Raw genomic sequence first — 19,201 nt, 5'->3', positions numbered from 1 at the left:
CTGTGGGGTCTGACCCGAACCCCGCCTGGCCCGGTTCCTGCGGGACCTGCCTGTCGAGCTGGTCGGCCGCGTCCGCGGCGATCGCGTGATGGGGCTGGCGAAACGGCCCCGGGTCCACGACCCCAAAGGCGGCCGGCCGCCGAAGCACGAGCCGGAGTTCCGCTCCGTCACGCCCGAGACCTGGCCCGAACCGGCCGTCACCACCTGCACCGCCACCGCCAACTACGGCAAGGCCGTCACACAGGCGTGGCGGGTCCACCCGCTGCCGGCCCACCGGGCCTCCTGGCTTTATTACTTACTGCTTGGTTCAGCATGCCGTCCCGCAGAGATACCGGCGGCCCGTTGAATTGCCACCGTGCAGGCCGGGCCGTTCCCGCGGACCGCCCGCCGTCCCCGGGTGCACCCCGCCGTCCCGGCGGGGTGCACCCGGGCCGTCCGCCGCCCCGCCGCCGCCGGCCGCCCGTCCGCCGCCGCTCGCCGGCCCAGCCCGTGGCGCAGCAGATGGCACAGGAACCGGGTGCGGTTGCTCCGCCTTCGCTCGTACAACTACGAGTACGAGGTGCTTACCCGTTACGCCGAGCGCGGTAAGGTCAAGGCGGGGATCACGATAACCAACGGGACGACGAGCAACTCGTCGATCCACCCGCCCTTCCAGCGGGAGGAGTGGGACAAGTACATCGGTGGGCCCCTCAACGCACTCGTCGACAAGTTCGACAGTCCGCTGCGCACGAAAAAGCAGAAGGCGATCGGGGAAGAGGAGTTGGCGGCGCCATGACCCGGAGGAAGTGGACACGGACCACAGGCCTCGTGGCGGCCCTCGCCCTGATGCTGTCCCTCTCCACGACCGGCTGCTTCGCGCGGTACGTGGAGTGCGGCGAGGAGGGCCCCCGCCCGCGGGGGCTGACGGCGCAGGACCTGGTCGGAACGTATGAGGGCTCTCCGTTCGGGACGCTCACGATCGCGGCGGACGGCACCTTCACGGTGTCCGACTGGCCGCACCCGGACGACGACCCGGTCTCCGAGGAATCGCGGAGGGTGGCCGACGGCAAGGGGAGCTGGAAGCTGTTCCCGGAGCGCGAGGGGGGCAGCGACATGGCCCTGCTCTTCTCGATGCTCTCCGGCGTCTGGCAGAGTCGGCTCGGTGGCGGCGCCTTCGGATCCGACCTGAACGTCACGGGCACCCGCTCGGATCCCCGGCTCTACGAGTTCGCCGGGGATCCGGACGTCTGCGACTTCCACAGCTTCGTGCGCCGGAAGTGAGCACGGCTGTGGAGGCCTTCGTCCTGAGAGCCCGACGGGTGGAATCCCACTCGCTGGCAGCTGACCGGACCGCCTTGACGGCCCTGGCCAAAGCTGAGATTCACATCAGCCTCAAGGCGAACGGCCTTGTGGTGTTTCGGCAGGGCCTTCCGCCTGAAGAGCAGGTCGAGTCGGCTGCGGCGTGCCGTCAGGCTGCCGTGCTGTCGGTCGCGTACCGGCTGCTGCCGCCGCTGCTGCTGCTGTCGCGGTTGCTGCCTGGCGGTTGTTGCCTGGCTGCTGTGCCCCCGTAGTCGGTTTGTCGTCTGCCGCTGCCGCCCTGCCTGGTCCCGTGTGCCGGCTGTCGCGGTTCCGTCCGGCCGGACGCCGGCGGGACGCCGGCTGGCTGGGGGCCGCGTGCTGTCGGCTGGTTGCGGGTGGGTCTGTCCGTTGAGGGTGTTCTGTCGCCCGGGGTTGGGGCCCGCGCCGCCGGTTCGTCATGTGCCGGCCCGTCGCCGCGCCGGCCCGCCGCACCCGCCTTGGCCCGCCGGTCCGGCCGCGCCGCCGTCCCGCCGTCCCGCCGCCGGTCCTCCGGCCGGCCTCGGCCGGCCCGGCTTGCCGGCCCGCTGGCCGTCCCGTCCCGGCCTGCCGCACCCGGCGCGCCGGCCTGCCGGTCCGGCCCGGCCCGCCGTTGCTCGGCCGCTGCGCCGTTGCTCGGCCGCCGCCGTTCCGCTGTCGTGCTGTCGGTCGCGTACCGGCCGTCCCCCGCCGCACCGCCCCGCCGCACCGTCCCGGCCCGCCGCCGGCCGTTCGTCGCCCGTGCGTGGGCCGGCTCGCCGCTCATTCGACTGCCCCAGCACCCGGCCGCGGTTGCCGTCCGCCTGGAGCGGCCGCGCGTCCGGCCCGCCACGCCAGTCCCGTTCCCACGCCGCCGTCGGCGCCGGTCGATGACGATGAGGCGGTGGGACTCCGCCAGGCCCACGAACGCCACCTGCCGGACATCACCATCGCCGCGCCCGTGCCAACGACCCGACCTTCCCCAAACCGGTCGACAAAGCGGCATCGAACTCCTCTACCGCGTCGGCGACCTCAAGAACTGGGCCCGTAACCGGCCCCGCGCCGCGTCCGGGACCATCTACCTCGAGTGACCTCCCCAGCCCGCCCGACGGCCGCGGCCTGGGACCTGTCCGGTCCGCCCCGACATGATCCACCCAGCCCCGGAGAACACCCGGTACACCAGGCAGAGCACAACCACCACGATGACGAACACGGTCACGCTCCCGAAGCTCCTGCGCCTCACCGACCCCGGCTTGCGCAAGCAACTCCGGGCGCTGCCCGACTCCGCCGCAGTCATCGGCGTCAGCACCGACGGCCGGGCCATCGCCGTCGACGTCGACGCCGCCCCGAACATCCTGGTCTGCAGCGGCACCGACGGCGGCAGCACGACCATTCTGCGCACCCTTACCGCCCAGTTCCTCCACCAGGGCGCCCACGCCCTGGTCCTCGACCACACCCGCATCTCCCACCTGTGGGCCAACAAGTGGGACTGCTCCCCGACCGGCGGGGACGGCGACGACGCCGCGCCCGACCAGCCGGAGACCGCCCGCCGGTGACCACCGGCCGCACCACGCCAGCGCCCCGGCCCACCGCCGGGGCGCTGCGCCTCGTTGAGGCCAGCGCCATCCGGCCGAGGTCCGTGGACATCAGCGACTACGCGCGGCAGATGACCGCCCACTGCCCCTACCTGGCCCCGTCGCTCCCGGCGGGCCTGACGACCTGGACGGCCTACCGCGCCGAAGCGCCTTTCTCTGCTGGTGGACCCATCGCCCGAGCCAAACGCCTTGGTCGCCCCGGCTTCGACCTCGACGTCCTAGGGCACGGCGTAGGGGTCGGTGATCTCGCCGAGACCCCCGGGAAGCCCGTCCGTTCGACGGCCGTGTGGTCAGGGCGCGTCGATGAGGGTCAGGTCGGTGGGCGCGAGCGCGGGGGTTCCGCTCGCGTAGGCGGACTGTACGCGGGAGCGCTCTGTGGTGTTCGGTGTGGCGTTGGTGCAGGCCGTGCCGGCGCTCGACCCTGACATCAGCTGTGAGCAGGGGCCGGGCTTGGTGTCCGGCAGGCCGAGGCTGTGTCCCAGCTCGTGAGCGGCGATCCGAGTCTTGTTGTACCCCTGGTTCACGGCCTGGCTGCCGAGCTCGACGCGGACCTGACGGCCCGGACGAACAGGGCCGAGCGTGGCCTGCGGCCAGCCCGTGGTGGCGACGATCACGATCTCGGCCGCGGTGCCGGGTGCTGCTTCCACCAGACGGACGTTGCTCACGTTCGCGTTCCATGAGGCGACTCCGGCCGCGATCGCGGCCTCCCAGCCTGCGGCGCGGCTGTCGTCGTAGCGAAGGGTCACCGCTGCCGCCTGCGCGGTGGATGATGCACCCGCGGGAGCGGTGGCGGCGGTCGCGGCGCCCGCCATGGCGAGGACGAGTGCTGTGGCGGAAGTGCCTGCCTTGAGCCAAATACCGAGGGGCATTGCTGCTCCTTCATCTGTGGGGGGATCCGGCCCCGGCGGGGCCGGGTGGTGCGCGAAGGAGTGGCACTGGTCCGGTGAGGGCCGGATGCACCGTCGACCGCTCCTCCGGCGCGTTGCGATGGTATGCCCATCCATCCACGCCAGTCATGCACCTGACATGATGAATTCTCGTCAAATCCCGTCAGCAGAGTCGCAGGAGCCCGAGCGGCAGCCCCTGAAGTGCGATCTCTCGGTTTTGGGGCAGTGGGTGAGTGACAGTGGTCCTGGGTGTGTTGCTGCTGGTCAGTGGTGGTGGAGGGGGTGGGGGCCACTGTTCTGGAGGCGAGATTTCTGGGGTGTAGCTGTTCCCGGGGCGTTATTGCATCAGGGGTGACGCTGTCTCAGTTTCGTGAGTTCTGATCCGCTGGCCGATGGGTGTTGGTGTGCTCGGGGGTGTGGATCAGGGAGAGCAGGACCCGGCCCCGGTGGGTGGTGACGCGCCTGGGACTTTGCCTGCTGCGTCGGTTCGGGCGTTGCGGGGACCGGCGGTGCGCCGTCTGCTGGCCCTGCGGCGGGAGGGGAAGCTTACGACTGGGCAGGTGAGGTCGGCAGCGGACGTGCTGGGGGTGCGGGAGCGTGCGGTGTGGCGGTGGCTGGCGGCCGCTGAGCGGGACGAGGCTGCGGCCCGGGCACCGGGGGAGCGGGCCGCGTATCCCGGGCGGTTCACGGTTACTGGTGAGGTCCGGGCTCTGCTGGGGCTGTGGAAGGGCAACGTTGCGGCGGTGCACCGCGAGCTGGCCGCTCGCGTGGCCAGGGGCGAGGGGCAGCCGCCTCCGTCGATCCCGACGCTGCACCGGGCGATCCGCCGTGATCTGACTCCGGGGAGCGGGCCGGGCTGACCGGTGGTGAACCTGAGGCACGTAAGCATGATGTGTTCCTGGCCCGGCCGCGGGGCTGGCGGCCCGCCGCGCCGCCCCCGGCCGCCGCACCCGTCCCGTCGCCTCGGCCCGCGTCGCACCCGGGCCCACCCCGCCGGCCCGGCCTGCCCTGGGTCCCGCCGCCGGCCTGCCGCCTCGGCCTGCCGCCCCGCCGCCGGCCTGCCGCCCCGCCGCCGGCCCGCCGCCGCACCGTCCGCTGCGCCGTTGCTCGGCCGCCGGCCGTTCCGCTGTCGTGCTGTCGGTCGCGTACCGGCCGTCTCCGCTGCCCCCGCCGCTGTAGCTGTCCCGGCCCGTCGCCAGCCGGCAGCCCGTCCGCCGCTCGGCCGCCCGCCGTCCGTCGTCCCGGTCCCGCGCACCGTCGTCCGGCTGCCGTCCTGGTCCCGTGTGCCGGCTGTCGCGGTTCCGTCCGGCCGGCGTCCGGCTGGGGGCCGCTTGCTGTCGGCTGGCCGCGGGTGGGTCTGCCCGTTGGGGGTGTTCTGCCGCCCGGGGTTGCGGCCCCGCGCCGCCGGTTCGTCATGTGCCGGCCCGTCACCACGCCGACCCGTCCCGCCACCCGCCTGCTCCGGGCCCGCCCCGCCTCGGCCCGGCCCGGCTCACCGTCCCGGTCCGCCCGCCGCACACGCCTTGGCCCACCGTCCCGGCCCGCCGCACCCGTCCCGGCCCGCCGGTCCGGCCGCGCCGCCGGCCCGCCGTCCCACCGCCCCCGCCGAACCGGCCCGCCAGCCCGCTGCACCGCCCCGTCCTGCCGCCTCGGCCCGGGCCGCCGCCGCGCCGTCCCGGCCCGGCCTGCCGCACCCGCCCCGCCCGCCCCCGGCCTGCGCCCGTCGCGCCGCACCCGCCCCGCCCCGTCGCGCCGTCCCGGCGTCCCGCCGCACCGGGCTCGCCGTCCCGGCGTCCCGTCGGCCCGGCGCGCTGCCGAGCTGTCGGCCGCGTGCCGGCCGCCACCCGCCGCTGCTGTCCGGTTGTGTGCCGCCCTCCGCAGGGTCCCGTTCTCCGCCGTGCTGCGGTCGCGTCGTCGTCCCGGGGACCTCCGGTCCGTCATTCTCGCCGCCCTGCCTCGGTGCACCACCACCGCCCCCAGCGTGGACGCTGCGCGAGCACAAGAACCACGGGCCTCGGTCAAGGCCCCCGGCGGCTTTCGTTCACAACGTCGTTACCGTGAACCGGATGATGCCGCGGGCGATGCCCGGCGCTGCCCGTGGTGCGGGAGTCCCGCGCCCAGTCCCGCAGCGCGGACAGCAGCACGTACCCGACCTCGTCCAGCGCGAAGGAGTCCGCGCAGGGGTCGGCCTCCCCGTTCGCGGCCGTGACGGGCCAGATGATGTCCTCGGACAGCCGCAGCAGGACGAACGCCAGCTCCGTGTCCGCTTCCGCCCGCCCGGCGACAGCGGCGGCGCCACCGTTCGACGAAGTCAGGATGTAGTCGAAGCTCCGCCCCACCTGCTCGGGCGTCAGCGGTTACGGGACGGGACCAGGCCCTTCGGCAGGAACGCGTGATCTTCCGCGATCCCACCCGCGGCCTCGTCTTCGCCACCGTGCCGGTGTGCCGCCGTTCGTGGCTGCGGCCTGTCCCGGTTGCCGCAGCCCGGCTGTGCTGTGCTGTGCCGGGTTCGTCTCCGATCAGGCCAGCAGGACGTCCTCGCCCGCCGGTACGGGGACGATTTGCTTGGTCGACGGCGCCTTGACCTTCACCCGCGTTCCGAAGTCCGTCAGTGTCATCGTCGTCATGGCCTTCCTCACGCCGGAGCAGGACAGCTGGGCCTGGACGGCGCGCCCCTTCCCGTCGACCCACACATCCGCGTAGACGGGCGTGTTGTCGCCCAGCTTTTCGCGCCGAGCATCCAGCCCGTGTTTCGTCTCAGCCGTCATTCGGAGCGTCGCGGTGGCGTGATCGATTGTGCCCCGGTAGTGCACCGTGGGGGCGCCGTTCACCTGTTCCGTCCCCTCGTGCGACACCTGCCGCATCGCCTTCATCTGGTGGAGCAGGTGCTCGGGGTCGTTCAGCGGCGCCCGCAGGAAATAGCGGGTCAGGGCCTCGCTCCGGGCGGCTGAGGCCCACGTGCCCTCCTCCACCGCCCGCGAGCCCCTTACATAGACGGTGTCACCGAGGAAGACCTCCTCGATGGGGTCCATACCGCTGTCCTCGAACTCCACCGTGAGCCGGCCCCTGTCACCTGCCAGGTCGAAGGTGCCGGAAATCGAGAACACGTAGGTGGTGGGGCTGCCGGCGGACTGCAGCTCGATCTTCTCGTCGACGCGGGCGCTTTCCGTGCTCGTCCTCTCGATCGCGGCGCGCACGGCCGCCCCGTGGTCCGCGGCCTTCTTCGCGCTCTCACCGGAGTCACTGTCTGTACCGCCGGAACAGGCGGTACAGAGTAGGAGGACAGCGGCGGGGAGGAGGTAGGCGCGGCGCATGGGTTCTCCGAGGAATCGTTACTGCGGCGGCGGGGTTCAGCCCGAAAGGGCCTGTTGATGTTCGCATTGAAACCGGATCGCTGGGGCCATGGCCGGTGGCGGCTCGGTGCTTGCGACCCGCGCTTCCTCATCCGTCGGCTCTGATCACGGGCCCCTCCGTCGCCGTCCGCGTCGCGTCTGAGAACACGGTGTGGGCTTCGCCGCGCTGCCAAGGGGGTCCTGAACGCCAGCCGGGCGGCCCGGAATCCAGTGCCGCGAACGGTGCCGTGAATGATTCCAACGTCGTGCCCATCACCGCAGCTCACACCGCCCGCCAGGGAGCCTCCCGGCACGCTGACACCTCTCTGTCTTCCCCTGAGACGTCGGCGAAGGGGAAGAAGTCCACCCCTGCGGCCGGGAAGGTGCGGGCTGATGCACTGCGGATGCTGGGGTGCGTGCGGACAGCCACGGTGCGGCAGATGGCTCAGGTGATCACGGCGGAGGATGCCGACGGCCGGTCGTATGTGCGCAGGGCGATGAACAAGCTGGCGGAGCTCGGGCTGGCGGAGACGAACGGCAAGGCTGGACGGCACCCGATCTGGAACCTGACCCCGGCAGGGCAGAAGGCTCTGGCCGACGGCAACGAGCTGCCTCCCCGCCCGAAGACCGGCACCGGCGCGAAGGCCGTTCGCGCCGGGTTCGGTCCGCACGGCGTCGCGGTGACGGACATGATCCTCGCCTACGGAGGCCGCGAGCATCTGACCGACTGGCAGGTGGAGGTCAACCACGCCATCAAAGAGACCGGCCTCAGCTTCAACACCGACGCCGTCCTCGCCCTGCCCACCAAGACCAGCGAGGTGCGCCTCTTCGAGCTCGACAACGGCACCATGTCCCAGGCCCGCCTCGCACGTGAGGTCTGGGACTACGAGCGCTACGCCGGGCACCGCGTCTGGGAAGGCGCCCGCGGCACGATCGGCACGACGTACCCGTTCTGGCAGCGCCACCGCTACACACGCTCGAAAACCTTCCCGCGGCTGCATGTCGTCCTGGCGGGCAAGGAGGAACACCTGCTCGACAACCGCCTGAAGGCGCTCGCCGACGACGTGAAGGGCATCGCCATCGCGGTCTGGGTGAACACCCTGCCGCGGCTCCAGCGGGGCGAGCCCTGGTACGAGATCGGCGTCGACGACCCGGACCGGCGCCGCCAGCGCTACCCCGAACCGCCCGGCCGCTGAGGCCAAGCTTGCCGGAGACGACGACGCTCCCCCACGCCACAGCCGTGGGGGAGCGCCCTCGTGGACAACGCCGTGCCGGTCACGCCGGGGCGGCCTGCTTCGCCAGCGCAGCGAGTGGGGAACGCCGGCCCTTCTCCACCGCGCGCATTCTCGATCACCTCGACAAGATCGCCCATAGAGACGATCCAAGAGAACTGCTGTTCCGAACCACACCCCCAGCATCGGCTCGGGCAAGGACCGCATCATGCCCGGATGCCTTCTAGGCTGCGCACTGCCAGGCAAGCGAGGAAGGGCATGCTCACCCGGCCGCCGCGCTTTGGGCAGATGCCGCAGCTGCCGTGTCCTTGAACAGGGGGGCGATGAAGTTGCTCATGACGCTGAGCGCCTCGGGTGACGTCTCGCGCACGATCTTCGGGTCGCGCACAGCTTCAGGAATGCCGTCGTAAAGTTCCTGGTCGAGTCCTTTCCGTTCAGGCCGGGCAGCAGGAATATTCTCGTTTACCTTCCGAGCGCTCTCTTCAGCTGAGGCTGCTTCACTTCCGTTGCCGTCGAAGATGTTCTTGAAGTCGGCGCCGCCGCAGTGGTTGAGGGCGGAGCCGAGGGGGAGTCCGGCGAGGTTGCCGTTGGCGGCTCCGGTGCCGTGGGTGGTGGTGCCGTCGGCGTGGGCGCCGGTGTGGTGGTTGGTGCAGAGGGTGCCGAAGGCGGGGGAGAGGAAATCGCCGACACCGCCGGCGGCGGCGGGAGCAGCCGAGGTAAGGACAGCTCCCAGGGCGGCGGCGGTCACAGTCAAGGTGGTACGTCGGTTAATCATGTCTGGTGAAACGACCGCTACTGGTAGGCGTTACTACGCGCCCGGAGCGCCGCGCCGTTCCTGCCACTGGAGCCGGGCAGTGGGGCACCCCGCGCGTGCCAATGCGCCACAACCGTGCCGTCATCACCACCCCCATCCTCACCGCCGGCTGCGCACCACACGCCGCACAACCCACCCCCTGTACGGCCTGATCACACAGCCGCCCGCATAGCCCCAGCAACTGCTCCTCTGCACCCTCGAGCAGCGCCCTGTCGGCCGACACCGTCCGGCGGTCGACCTCGCCGAAGTCATCCTCCGTGAAGCCGCCGACCGCCTCTCCCAGCCGATCCAGGGCACCGCTCGCTGCAACCCATAACCGCGCCCGGCTCGTGCGGCTCCTGTACGAATGCCTGAACCGCCTGGCGGCCGCGCCCGTCAACCGGGCCGTCTGAACGGCCGTGCACCCGGGCGCGACCCCGGACCCCCGGGTGCGCGGCGCAGCAGCCAGGGCGAGCCGCTGCGGTTCCTCGCTCGGCTGAACGGCGCACCCGAGCGGTGCTCGTTGAACGGACATGACCACCACGCTCCTGGCACCCCTTGTGCCGTCACGCCCCTGAACGAGGCCACCGCTGCCAGCCGTACCGCGGCTTCGACGACGGCGGCTGGTACCACGACGTGCCCATGGTCGACCCCGAGTTCCCGCTCCTCTACAAGCGCGCCCCGTGTGACGGGTCGACCGAGCTCGGCTTTCACCGCTCGCGCACCCCGAACGTCCCGCACCGGCTGATCGGGCGGTCGGTTCCGTCAGCAGATGTGACCACCCGCCGATGGGCCCCGGTCGCGAGAGGTCTCGCCGCTACCTCGGTGTCAGGGCTGTATCGGTGACGTGGACTGCTATGCGGGGCGGAGGAGCGCTGCCGCTTGCTCGCGTGCGTCGGCAAGCCAGGTGGCGCGTTCTTCGGGGAGCGAGCCGGTGACGGTGCGGAAGACGACCCTGCGTACGTCGGAGACTCCCACGTACGGCAGCACGCATGCCGCCCAGACACTCTGCAGTGGATCACCGAATTCGCTCTCCTCCCGGTCGGCGGGAGTATCGGAGGTGTTCAGCACGAGGGCTCGGCCGGCCTTCAGCAACCCGGCGGGTTCGCCCTCTGCCGTCTCCAGCTTGTACGCGACCCCCGGCGCCAGGACCCGCTGCACCCAACCCGTGAGGACAGCGGGCGGCATACCCCACCAGTTCGGGTGCACGAACACCATCGCGTCCAAAGTGGACAGCTCTTCCCGGTGCAGCGTCAGCCACGCGTCGTGGGAGTGCCCTGCGGATTCGACTGTCCCCGTCTCGTCGGCGGAGAGCAGGGCCGGGAACCCTTCCGCGTAGAGGTCGTGCGCCACCACCTCGGCTCCTCCCTCACGCAGCTCTTCAACCACGGCGTCGAACACGGCGTGGTTGAAGCTCCCCGGACGCGGGTGAGCAAGATAAACCGCTACGCGCATGGTTCCCCAGTCGACACAGACCACGTCGGCCCCGCCGGATGGGAGCCAGACACTAGAGCGCCGCAAGGCGCCTACTCACCATTATCCTTATCCCCTTTGCCGACGAGGCCGGTGCGGGGACCTCGAACTGCCGGCCAAGATCGGCAAGTGTAAGGGGGCCCAACCTCAGGTACCGCTCGGCTGGATCATTCTCCGGCCCGCGGTGCTTCCGCCGTCCACGGTCACCGACGCACCCGTCATATAGGGGAAGTCGTCGGACGCGAGCCCGAGCACTGCGCGAGCGATCTCCTCAGTCTCGGCCATCCGCTCGAGACCATCGACGTTGAGCGGCCCCCATGCCTGCTTGTACTTGGTCCATTCCGCATCCGGGATTCCCGGCGGGCGGACGAAGGGGGTGTCGGTGGTGCCGGGCAGCAGGGCGTTGATCCTGATTCCCTTGGGTCCGTACGCGAGCGCTGCGGATTTCACCACGCCCTGCACCGCCCGCTTGCTTGCCGTGTAGGCGGCGCCGTTCGGCCGCGCCTGTTCGGCTGCTGACGATGAGGTGCAGATGATGACGCCGCGCTGCGCCCTGAGCATGTGCGGGATCTCGTACTTGATCGCGAGGAACACGCCTCGGGCGTTGGTGGCCTGGACGTCGTCCCACTCCTCGACGCTCATCTCATGGGGTAGTTTGCCGCTGCCGACGCCGGCGTTGTTGAAGGCCACGTCGATGCCGCCGTAACGGCTCGCGACCCGGTCCACGAAGCTCCGTACCTGGGCGGCTATCCGGACGTCGGCCTGGATGTATGTGGCTTCGCCGCCCGCGTCCCGTATCTCGCGTTCCACCTGGCGCCCCCAGTCGGCTCGTCTGCCGCAGAAGCCGACATGGGCACCTTCCGCGGCGAACGCCTTCGCCGCCGCCCTGCCGATGCCCGAGGTGGCACCCGTGATGAGGACCGACTTTCCCTGGAAGCGACCGGCCTTGGTGCGGGACCTGGACTGGGCGCCGACGGCATGGGCGGTGGTGCCGGAGGCCGCGCTCGCCAGGCCCAGGGCGGCAGCACCACCGAGAAGGGACCGCCGCCCCATGCCCGCAGGACCCGCACTCTTGTCGGTACTTGTGTCAGTGTTCGCATTCGCATCCATGACGACCACACTGGCAGCCCGCTCCGGGCACACGACTCCGTCCTCGGGCCGGACCTCGCGGCCGACAGGAGGAGTCGCCCTCCTCCCATGGAAGGACCCCAGGCGCACGGGCGCCCGTCTATCGTGGGCCGCGTGAACCGATCTTGGATCGAGCTTGTGTTCGACAGAAGATTCGCCGTCATACGGGTCTTTGCGCTCGCCGGCATCCTGATTGGCGACTTCCTGCTGCTGCAGCGGCCGTCCGGAGCACAGGACTGGGGCTTTGCCGCAGCCGGACTCGTGCTGTGCCTGGCCGCAGGTAAGTGGGCGTTCGGCGCGCTCCTGGCGCAGTCGCTCCTGCTCGTCGCCGCGCACGCGCTGGGCGTGAGCACCGTTTCCTCGTTGAAGGTGCTGGCCGCCGTGACTCTCTTCGAGCTGGCGGTTCGGCAGTCCGGGCGCCGCCTGGCCGCCGGGACGGCGGTACTGGCGCTTGCCGTCGCCTTCAACCGACTTGAGGATCTGCCCGGCGAGCTTCTTCCAGTGCTCTACAAGATGGGCATCGTCGCAGGCTTGCCACTGCTCTTGGGCGCGTACGTGCGCGTGACCCGCGAAGCCGCGGTGCACGCCCGTCAGCGGACAGAACAGCAGGAACTTCGTGCCGAACAGCAGCTGCTGGCCGCCCGGACAGCGGAGCGCACCACCATCGCACGCGAGTTGCACGACCTCGTGGCCCACCACGTCTCCTCCATGGTGCTGCGCGTTGGTGTCGCCCGGCATGTCATCTCCATCACCAGCACCACCGATCCTCGGATCACCGACGTCCTCGACGACCTGCACTCCAGCGCCGGCGCGGCACTGACTGATCTGCGGCACCTGGTGGCTGTACTGCGTGCCCCGGACCGTACCGGTCCCGACACCGATGCCCTGGTCTCGTCCAGGGCGCTGCCGGCGGCATTGGAGTCGGTGGCGGAACACAGCCGCCAGACCGGCCTGGCCGTAACCGCTTCCGTGGATCCCCGTCTCGCACGACTCGACGCGGTACGTGCGCTCGCGGTCCTCCGCCTGGCCCAGGAGGGCTTGGCCAACGCGGCCAAGCACGCTGGGCCCGGCGCACACGCCGAACTGGCCGTGCGGGTTACCGATGACGCCATACACGTGACGATCCACGACGACGGAGCCGGAAGAACCCGACCACCAGCCCCGGGCTTACCCGGACACGGCTTGATCGGCATGCGCGAACGCGTGGACCTGCTCGGCGGCCGACTGGATGCGGGCCCCGCAGCTCGCGGCTGGCGACTTACTGCCGAAATGCCCGCCCCCGCATCCGACATGGAGCCCCAGCTGTGATCCGCATCCTCGTCGTCGACGACCAGCAGCTCGTCCGCATGGGGCTGCGCATGCTCTTCGAGCAGGCACAGGACATCGAGATCCAGGGCGAGGCGGACAACGGAGCGGAGGCAGTACGACTGGCTGAACGTCTCACTCCCGATGTCATCCTCATGGACCTGAGAATGCCCGGCGTGGACGGCATCACGGCTACCCGCCGCATCCTGGCGGCGCGCCCTGCCATCCGTATCGTCGCCCTCACCACGTTCGACGACGACGACCACTTGTATCCGGTGCTCGCGGCCGGAGCTTGCGGTTTCCTCGTCAAGGACACCCCACCGGCCGAACTCCTGGACGCCGTACGCCGGACCGCCAATGGAGAGGCCCCCTTCAGCAGGGACATCCTTAACCGCCTCGTCGCCCAGGCCCTCCACGCCCGTCCCACCTCCGACACCCCTAGGGACCTCCCGATACCGGGCATCAGCCCGCGCGAGCGGGAGGTACTCGGCCTGCTCGGCGTGGGCCTGTCCAACAAGGAGATCGCCGACCGGCTGCATCTTGGGGTCACCACGGTGAAGACGCACGTGGCGAACCTGATGGCGAAGACGGGCCGAGACAACCGCATCCGTCTCGCCGTTCTCGCTGTCCTCACCGGCGTCACTCCGGACTGACCCGCCCCTGTTCCGAGAGAGTCGCCACGCTGAGACGGCGCAGCGCTGCCCGGCCACATCACGTACCTGTCTGCGCCATCGAGGGCCGGAGCTGCGCGGGTGGTGCGGACTGCGCAGGAGCCCACTCCGTCAGCTGCAGGTCACGAAGGGGTAGGACGGCGTTGATGTCGGTGGTGGCCGGTACGCTCCGGGGATGCGAGTTTCAGGAACGTTCAAGGTCGTCGACTTCACGCCCGCTTCGGTGCCGAGCCCGGCAATTGAGACCGCGGTGTCTGTCGGGGTCGCCACGATGGACAAGCGGTTCGAGGGCGAGGTTGTCGGGCGCGCGACCACATTGTTCACCTCCGCGTTCGACCAGCCCAGCAATACGGGCACCTATGTCGCCATGGAGTCGTTCGAGGGGGTCCTCCATGGGCGGGCGGGGGCCTTCAACTTCGCGCACTCCGCCACGATGTCGGGCGGAGAACGGCAGGGTGACTACTTCGTCGTCATCGTTCCGGGCAGCGGAACGGGTGAGCTGGCCGGAATTACAGGGACCGGGGGCATCGCGATCGACCCTGACGGCACGCATCGGATCTGGTTCGATTACGACCTGGGCCAGTAGCTCAGCAGGTCGCAGGCGGAGCCACAGCCGGATCGCCACGACCGTGACGGTGCGGATCCGGTGGCCGCCGCCGTCGGTCATGTCGCCCAGCACTTCCACCGCTCCGGCCAGCTCTCCGACGGCCATGCCTGCCTGGTGTCGGCGTACATGTGAACGTGCACAGTCGAGTACGGATGAAACGTGCCCAGCCTCGGGCACGGCCAGACGTCTTCTTGACCTGAAGCAGGATTGAGGTTCTAGCGTGTCGCCCACTCGATCATCTAGCGACGGGAGACACGCTCGTGATCCTCGTGACCGGAGCCACCGGAAACATAGGCAGTGCCCTGCTGAAGGAGCTGCACGCAGGCGGTGTCGGGCCGCTGAGAGGGCTCACCCGTGACGCCGCACGAGCCGTCTTCCCCCAAGGGGTCGAGGTCGTGGAGGGCGACTTCGCAGATCCGACGTCGTTGAAGCCCGCGCTGAAGGGGGTGCGCTCGCTGTTTCTTGTGTCGCGTCTGGGCTCGGACGCCGACATCCTCGAAGCCGCCCGGCAGGCGGGAGTGGAACACGTCGTGCTGGTGTCGTCCATCACCGTCCAGACCCACCCGCACCTCGGCCCCGCCGACGAGAACCTGGCGGTGGAGCAACTACTCAAGGAAACCGGCATGGCCTGGACGATCCTGCGGCCGACGCAGTTCGCGTCGAACGCCCTGATGTGGGCTGCGTCCATCCGCGGCCGCGAGACCGTCCGCGCGCCGTACGCCGAGACCGCGCTACCGACCATCCACCCCGCGGACATCGCATCGGTGGCACGGGTGGCACTGACCGAGTCCGGCCACCACAAACGCACGTATGCCTTGACCGGGCCAGAGCCGATAACCGCCCGACAGCAGGTCGAGGCCATCGCGGCAGTACTGGGTCGGGAGGTGCCCTTCGCCGAGATCAGCCGTCGGCAGGCCTACGCGCAGATGGTCGCGGTCTTCGGGGCCGAGGCCGCGGACGCGGTGCTCGACGTCACTGGTGGAGACGTGAACCCCGAGCTGCTGATGGTGCGCGACACGGTTTCTCAGGTCGCCGGAACGCCGGCTCGCCCGTTCCGGCAGTGGGCTTCGGAGAACGCCGACGCCTTCCGTTGAATCGCCAGGGCCTGAGCACCTTCATCCGTACCCCGGTGCGCCTTTTCAGGAGTACGCCGACACCTGGTCGCGCGCTCTTCGACGGCGACTGGACGACCCAGGCCGCCGGGCCCTGAAGTTTGCCTGTCGGTTGCCGCGATGACCCGAACTGGCCTACTGGGCTCACCTCGACCACTTCGGCTCTTTTGAAGTTGCCCATTCTGATGGCTTCTACATGGACGGTGACGGTATCTCCCTTGCAGAACTCCATGAAATGGTTGCCTCCTTCGTCGCCCGTCATCCGCGGCTGAAGCGCCGTACACCTCGCACGACATCCTCGATCACTACCTGGTGATCCTGCTGGTCAAGCCCGGTGCGTTCGCCGGGGCGGCCGCGCTGGCGCAGGCCCGCGCCCAAGGGATCTTCAGCAAGACGCACGAGGTGTTCTGGGCGGCGGCGAAGGCCGAGTGCGGTGACCGCGAGGACACCTAGTGTCCTGCGCCGGGAGTTCGTTTAATACGTAGGCTGCTTCTACTTCGAACTCCGGCGCAGGACGCTAACTCATCCGGTCAACGACCTCGCAGAGCTTGCCGGCAGAGGTGATCTCCGTCAGGTAGCCACGTAATGCGGCCACTCGACGCTCAGCCTCGTCCATCAATTCGTAAGCGATCTCGGCCCAGTCGTCAGGCTCGGGATCAGGGGACAAGGTGGCGAGCAGTTCTGCGATCTCGCGAACGGTCAAGCCGACACCCTGGGCCAACTTGGCCACCTTGATCCGACACGCCGCCGACTGATCAAAAACCCGGTGGTTGGCGCTGGTTCGTTCTGCCTTGATCACGCCGTACCGCTCATAGAAGCGCACTGCCGAAGTGGCCACTCCTGACTCCCGAGAAACGTCGCCAACAGTCAAGCCAGCTTCGCGTGGACCAGCGGTCGGCGGCGCATCAGTCAGATTCCTGGTGTCTGTCATGACAGCACTCTCCCACCACCGAGGCCTTGCCTTCAACAAATGTTTAACATCCAGAGTGGCAGCATGACCGATCAGCAGAACCAAGCCCGAGCGATGCGGCCAACACACGTTGCCACTCACCATGACGATGCCAAAGCCCGAATTGACAGCTGGTGGCGGTTGCCCACGGCAGCAGAGGCGGAAAAAGCCGCTCGCGGCGCACTGGAGGCGATGCCCTGGTCTGACGGGCTGATCCAGTTCTCGGTGCTTCACTCGCCGGCAGAACCGACGCTGTTCCTCCAATCGCTGTGGACCACCGCCGCCGCACGCGACCACTACGTTCACCACGTCGCGTCGATCCCTCGCGCGGCGATCGACGACCGGGTCCCCGATATCGAGCGGGATCGGTCGCTGACCGAGATTGTCGCTGTGGTTGCGCACGTCGACACGGTCGCCGAGAAGTGGATAACACGGCGGCTTCCCGCCACGGACGACGCGGGCGTCCAAGCGCTGGTGAAACAGCAGACAGCCCGGCTGCGCGGCGAAAAAACGCCGGGTCTGGTCCGCGCCACGCTCGGAGTCGGCCGCGACGAGGACGGAAATCCGATCGAGGTCATCGTCATCGAAGAATGGTCTGACTCGACTCACTCGGACGTTCTTGCTTATGAGCCGTTCGGTGCCATCACTCCGACGATCTAGCGTCCTGCGCCGGGAATTCGATCAAGATATGCGGCGAGGCGCTGCAGCATCTCGTCCGCGTCCTTCGTCCAGACGAAGGCCTTCGGGTCCTCGTTCCACTGGGCGATCCAGGAGCGGATGTCGCGTTCCAGGGCCTACGGGTCCTTGTGGACTCCGCGCCGTATCTTCTTGTCGGTCAGGAGGCCGAGCCACCGCTCGACCTGGTTGAGCTAGGATGAGTAGGTGGGCGTGAAGTGCATATGCAAGCAGGGATGGGCTTCCAGCCACTTTCGGACCGTCGGCGCCTTGTGGGTGCTGCAGTTGTCGCAGATCAGGTGGACGTCCAGGCCGGCGGGGACCTCCTTGTCCAGCATGACCAGGAACTTCTTGAACTCCGCGGCCCGGTGGCGGCGGTGGACGGAGCCGATCACCTCGCCGGTGGCCACATCCAGGGCGGCGAACAGCGTGGTGATGCCGTGGCGGACGTAGTCGTGCGTGCGGCGCTCGGGCATGCCCGGCATCATCGGCAGCACCGGCGCGTAGCGGTCCAGCGCCTGGATCTGGGACTTCTCATCGACACACAGGACCAGCGCCTTCTCCGGCGGGTCGAGGTGAGGCCCACGATGTCGCGGACCTTGTCGATGAACTGGGGGTCATTGGACAACTTGAACGTGTCCACCTGGTGCAACTTGGGGCCGAAGGTGCGCCAGATCCGCCCCACAGTGGATTTGGACTGTCCACTCTCGGCCGCCATCGACGCGCGTGACCAGTGTGTAGCGTCCTTCGGGGTGCGTTCCAAGGTGGCGACGACGACCGCCTCCACTTGCTTATCGGAAATCTTCCGGGGAGCGCCGGGGCGCGGCTCGTCGCCCAGTCCGTCCAGTTCCCGCGTGGCGCGTAGGGGACGGCCGGTGGCCGAGGTGACGTTGACCGACGACGAGCGCCAGACGCTGGTGCGCTCGTGTCCTGTGCCGTGAGGCGACCGAGTGCGAGACGCTCTTCCCCCGTGGCAAGGGCCGGGCAGAACGGTGCGCAGCCGGACGGGGGACGCAACACGCACTCAGCAACGTGGTCATCCCTGACTGCCGTCGGGGGTCGGAATCAGGGGTGCTTCGGGGGCGGGCCCGGTGGTCTGGCCGGGTCGCTGGACCAGAGAATGCAGACCATGATCACACCAGGACGTCGCGCCTTCAGCCACTTACTCGCCCCGACAGTCTGGACCGCCGTCGCTCTGGCCGTGGGCGCGGCCTTGTGGTCCCCCTCGGACACGGACCCCGACCTCAGTCCGTTCTTCCTGACCGTCAGCGACTTCGCTGCCCTGGACCGCGGAGGTCCGATCGAAGCCACCATGGCCCTGCTGGGTGCGGTTTCGTTGGTACTCCTGACGGTGGCGAGGGGGCGATGCGTGCCCGTGCGCGGTCTTCCCTCAGCCCTGCTGACCGTCTGGGGCCTGGGACTCGTGGTCGCGGCTGTGGTGCCGACTGACCCGCTGACCACACACTTGGGCGGGTCCGCGTACGTGCACCGCTATGCCTCCATCGCGGCGTTCGCCGCACTCCCGGCCGCCGGGCTCCTTCTCGCCCGGCGGCTCTCCGCCGAACCGCATGCGGTGCGAACAGTTCGATGGCTGCGCGTCCTGTCGTGCATCGCCCTGATCGGGGCCGCGCTGATGGCCTACTCGGCGGGCCCCGGTGGCCGGGAGCTGATCGGCTTGGTCGAACGCCTGCTGCTCGGCAGCGAGGTGACCATGCTCGGCGTACTCGGCCGGTACGTACAAGAATGCGGACCGATCACAGCCCAAGCCCCCGCGCAGCCGCACGCAGGCGAGTGAGCACCTGGCGTTTCTCCGCTGGCTCGGACATGGTCGTTGTGCCGCGGGGGAGTGCTGATGCTGCTGCCCGTTCTCGGCCGGGGCGAGACAGCCTGGAAGTTCGGTGCATGCGCAGGCGACGACGGTAGTTGAAGGTCTCGATGAGGCAGAAGATTTCGGCTCGGGCGGTGCGCAGCCGAACGGCCTGGCACTGGGGCGGAGCGGTGGCTGAATGTTCGGCGTGCTCGGCGACGGGGTGGCCGTCACCGAGTACCACCCGCTAGGTCCTGTCTGACAAGGGATCTTGGGGGACGCGGAGCCAGAGGATGAGTGAGGCGAGGTGGATGCCGGCTTTGTAGCGGGCGGCGAGTTTGT

The 19,201-nt window shown here is 69.6% G+C and carries 21 protein-coding genes and 1 pseudogene; 14 read left to right on the top strand and 8 right to left on the bottom strand.

Annotated elements, in window-relative coordinates:
* The first annotated feature begins 25 nt into the window (after positions 1-25).
* The 5 genes from AB0H53_RS12835 (at position 26) to AB0H53_RS12815 (ending at position 2,849) form a co-directional block, all read left to right on the top strand.
* Positions 26-346, top strand: coding sequence for a transposase (locus tag AB0H53_RS12835; RefSeq protein WP_362111123.1), 321 nt, complete (start codon positions 26-28; stop codon positions 344-346).
* Positions 347-355: 9 nt separating this feature from the next.
* Positions 356-775: a hypothetical protein gene (locus AB0H53_RS12830; protein ID WP_362110743.1), complete on the top strand. Its 420-nt coding sequence runs from the start codon at positions 356-358 to the stop codon at positions 773-775.
* Positions 772-1,260, top strand: coding sequence for a hypothetical protein (locus tag AB0H53_RS12825; protein ID WP_362110740.1), 489 nt, complete (start codon positions 772-774; stop codon positions 1,258-1,260). Before AB0H53_RS12830 ends, AB0H53_RS12825 begins: the two co-directional genes overlap by 4 nt.
* Positions 1,261-1,268: 8 nt before the next feature.
* The gene (locus AB0H53_RS12820; RefSeq protein ID WP_362110737.1) at positions 1,269-1,550 is read left to right on the top strand and encodes a hypothetical protein; all 282 of its coding nucleotides are present in this window, start codon (positions 1,269-1,271) and stop codon (positions 1,548-1,550) included.
* Between the two features lie 945 nt (positions 1,551-2,495).
* Positions 2,496-2,849 carry a hypothetical protein gene (locus AB0H53_RS12815; RefSeq protein ID WP_362110735.1) on the top strand — a complete coding sequence of 118 codons (354 nt, stop codon included), beginning with the start codon at positions 2,496-2,498 and terminating at the stop codon, positions 2,847-2,849.
* 329 nt (positions 2,850-3,178) lie between these two features.
* On the opposite strand, the gene AB0H53_RS12810 is transcribed toward AB0H53_RS12815, so the two are convergent.
* Positions 3,179-3,757, bottom strand: coding sequence for a snapalysin family zinc-dependent metalloprotease (locus AB0H53_RS12810; protein ID WP_362110732.1), 579 nt, complete (start codon positions 3,755-3,757; stop codon positions 3,179-3,181).
* A gap of 578 nt (positions 3,758-4,335) precedes the next feature.
* Between AB0H53_RS12810 and AB0H53_RS12805 the strand changes: the two genes are divergently transcribed.
* Complete coding sequence (locus tag AB0H53_RS12805) at positions 4,336-4,635, top strand: hypothetical protein (RefSeq protein WP_362110729.1); 300 nt, start codon at positions 4,336-4,338, stop codon at positions 4,633-4,635.
* Between the two features lie 1,158 nt (positions 4,636-5,793).
* Here the strand turns inward: AB0H53_RS12805 and AB0H53_RS12800 are convergent.
* Both AB0H53_RS12800 and AB0H53_RS12795 read right to left on the bottom strand, forming a co-directional pair.
* Positions 5,794-6,114 carry a hypothetical protein gene (locus AB0H53_RS12800; protein ID WP_362110726.1) on the bottom strand — a complete coding sequence of 107 codons (321 nt, stop codon included), beginning with the start codon at positions 6,112-6,114 and terminating at the stop codon, positions 5,794-5,796.
* Positions 6,115-6,294: 180 nt separating this feature from the next.
* Positions 6,295-6,972, bottom strand: a complete 678-nt coding sequence (locus tag AB0H53_RS12795; RefSeq protein WP_362110723.1) for a hypothetical protein — start codon at positions 6,970-6,972, stop codon at positions 6,295-6,297.
* 539 nt (positions 6,973-7,511) lie between these two features.
* Between AB0H53_RS12795 and AB0H53_RS12790 the strand changes: the two genes are divergently transcribed.
* Entirely contained in the window at positions 7,512-8,303 is a 792-nt protein-coding gene (locus AB0H53_RS12790) for a replication-relaxation family protein (RefSeq protein WP_362111120.1), read from the top strand.
* 298 nt (positions 8,304-8,601) lie between these two features.
* Here AB0H53_RS12790 and AB0H53_RS12785 read toward each other — a convergent pair whose 3' ends face one another.
* From AB0H53_RS12785 to AB0H53_RS12775, 3 genes are all read right to left on the bottom strand, one after another.
* On the bottom strand, positions 8,602-9,087 hold the full coding sequence (locus AB0H53_RS12785; protein ID WP_362110720.1) for a hypothetical protein: 486 nt from the start codon (positions 9,085-9,087) through the stop codon (positions 8,602-8,604).
* A 900-nt stretch (positions 9,088-9,987) separates the two neighbouring features.
* Positions 9,988-10,587: an NAD(P)H-dependent oxidoreductase gene (locus tag AB0H53_RS12780; RefSeq protein ID WP_362110717.1), complete on the bottom strand. Its 600-nt coding sequence runs from the start codon at positions 10,585-10,587 to the stop codon at positions 9,988-9,990.
* Positions 10,588-10,752: 165 nt separating this feature from the next.
* Positions 10,753-11,658 (bottom strand): SDR family oxidoreductase, encoded by a 906-nt coding sequence (locus AB0H53_RS12775; RefSeq protein ID WP_362110714.1) that lies wholly within the window; start codon positions 11,656-11,658, stop codon positions 10,753-10,755.
* A 189-nt stretch (positions 11,659-11,847) separates the two neighbouring features.
* Here AB0H53_RS12775 and AB0H53_RS12770 point away from each other — a divergent pair, with 189 nt between their 5' ends.
* The 5 genes from AB0H53_RS12770 (at position 11,848) to AB0H53_RS12750 (ending at position 15,881) form a co-directional block, all read left to right on the top strand.
* Positions 11,848-13,041, top strand: coding sequence for a histidine kinase (locus AB0H53_RS12770; protein ID WP_362110711.1), 1,194 nt, complete (start codon positions 11,848-11,850; stop codon positions 13,039-13,041).
* On the top strand, positions 13,038-13,691 hold the full coding sequence (locus tag AB0H53_RS12765) for a response regulator transcription factor (RefSeq protein ID WP_362110708.1): 654 nt from the start codon (positions 13,038-13,040) through the stop codon (positions 13,689-13,691). The genes AB0H53_RS12770 and AB0H53_RS12765 overlap by 4 nt, the downstream gene beginning before the upstream one ends.
* Before the next feature lie 193 nt (positions 13,692-13,884).
* A complete protein-coding gene (locus AB0H53_RS12760) occupies positions 13,885-14,295 on the top strand; it encodes a DUF3224 domain-containing protein (protein ID WP_362110705.1) in 411 nt (136 codons plus the stop codon).
* A gap of 281 nt (positions 14,296-14,576) precedes the next feature.
* Complete coding sequence (locus AB0H53_RS12755; protein WP_362110702.1) at positions 14,577-15,410, top strand: NAD(P)H-binding protein; 834 nt, start codon at positions 14,577-14,579, stop codon at positions 15,408-15,410.
* A gap of 330 nt (positions 15,411-15,740) precedes the next feature.
* On the top strand, positions 15,741-15,881 hold the full coding sequence (locus AB0H53_RS12750; protein ID WP_362110699.1) for a hypothetical protein: 141 nt from the start codon (positions 15,741-15,743) through the stop codon (positions 15,879-15,881).
* 64 nt (positions 15,882-15,945) lie between these two features.
* Here AB0H53_RS12750 and AB0H53_RS12745 read toward each other — a convergent pair whose 3' ends face one another.
* Positions 15,946-16,359, bottom strand: a complete 414-nt coding sequence (locus AB0H53_RS12745) for a MerR family transcriptional regulator (protein WP_362110696.1) — start codon at positions 16,357-16,359, stop codon at positions 15,946-15,948.
* 63 nt (positions 16,360-16,422) lie between these two features.
* Between AB0H53_RS12745 and AB0H53_RS12740 the strand changes: the two genes are divergently transcribed.
* A complete protein-coding gene (locus tag AB0H53_RS12740; RefSeq protein ID WP_362110693.1) occupies positions 16,423-17,037 on the top strand; it encodes a hypothetical protein in 615 nt (204 codons plus the stop codon).
* Here AB0H53_RS12740 and AB0H53_RS12735 read toward each other — a convergent pair.
* A pseudogene (locus AB0H53_RS12735) lies at positions 17,034-17,896 on the bottom strand (IS630 family transposase); the annotation flags it as partial. The gene AB0H53_RS12740 and the pseudogene AB0H53_RS12735 sit on opposite strands and share 4 nt — an antisense overlap.
* 276 nt (positions 17,897-18,172) lie before the next feature.
* Here AB0H53_RS12735 and AB0H53_RS12730 point away from each other — a divergent pair.
* Complete coding sequence (locus AB0H53_RS12730) at positions 18,173-18,847, top strand: DUF998 domain-containing protein (RefSeq protein WP_362110690.1); 675 nt, start codon at positions 18,173-18,175, stop codon at positions 18,845-18,847.
* Positions 18,848-19,201 lie beyond the last annotated feature (354 nt).

Origin of the sequence: Streptomyces sp. NPDC050856, from assembly GCF_040653855.1 — a bacterium.
Taxonomy (GTDB): domain Bacteria; phylum Actinomycetota; class Actinomycetes; order Streptomycetales; family Streptomycetaceae; genus Streptomyces.
This window is presented reverse-complemented; position numbering and strand designations above follow the sequence as displayed.

Bases quoted from the DNA above. Each gene is read 5' to 3' on its own strand.
- AB0H53_RS12825 (WP_362110740.1), top strand. From the start codon at position 772: ATGACCCGGAGGAAGTGGACACGGACCACAGGCCTCGTGGCGGCCCTC.
- AB0H53_RS12745 (WP_362110696.1), bottom strand. From the start codon at position 16,359: ATGACAGACACCAGGAATCTGACTGATGCGCCGCCGACCGCTGGTCCA.
- AB0H53_RS12810 (WP_362110732.1), bottom strand. From the start codon at position 3,757: ATGCCCCTCGGTATTTGGCTCAAGGCAGGCACTTCCGCCACAGCACTC.
- AB0H53_RS12815 (WP_362110735.1), top strand. From the start codon at position 2,496: ATGACGAACACGGTCACGCTCCCGAAGCTCCTGCGCCTCACCGACCCC.
- AB0H53_RS12790 (WP_362111120.1), top strand. From the start codon at position 7,512: ATGCTGGGGTGCGTGCGGACAGCCACGGTGCGGCAGATGGCTCAGGTG.
- AB0H53_RS12740 (WP_362110693.1), top strand. From the start codon at position 16,423: ATGACCGATCAGCAGAACCAAGCCCGAGCGATGCGGCCAACACACGTT.
- AB0H53_RS12780 (WP_362110717.1), bottom strand. From the start codon at position 10,587: ATGCGCGTAGCGGTTTATCTTGCTCACCCGCGTCCGGGGAGCTTCAAC.
- AB0H53_RS12760 (WP_362110705.1), top strand. From the start codon at position 13,885: ATGCGAGTTTCAGGAACGTTCAAGGTCGTCGACTTCACGCCCGCTTCG.
- AB0H53_RS12775 (WP_362110714.1), bottom strand. From the start codon at position 11,658: ATGGGGCGGCGGTCCCTTCTCGGTGGTGCTGCCGCCCTGGGCCTGGCG.
- AB0H53_RS12730 (WP_362110690.1), top strand. From the start codon at position 18,173: ATGCAGACCATGATCACACCAGGACGTCGCGCCTTCAGCCACTTACTC.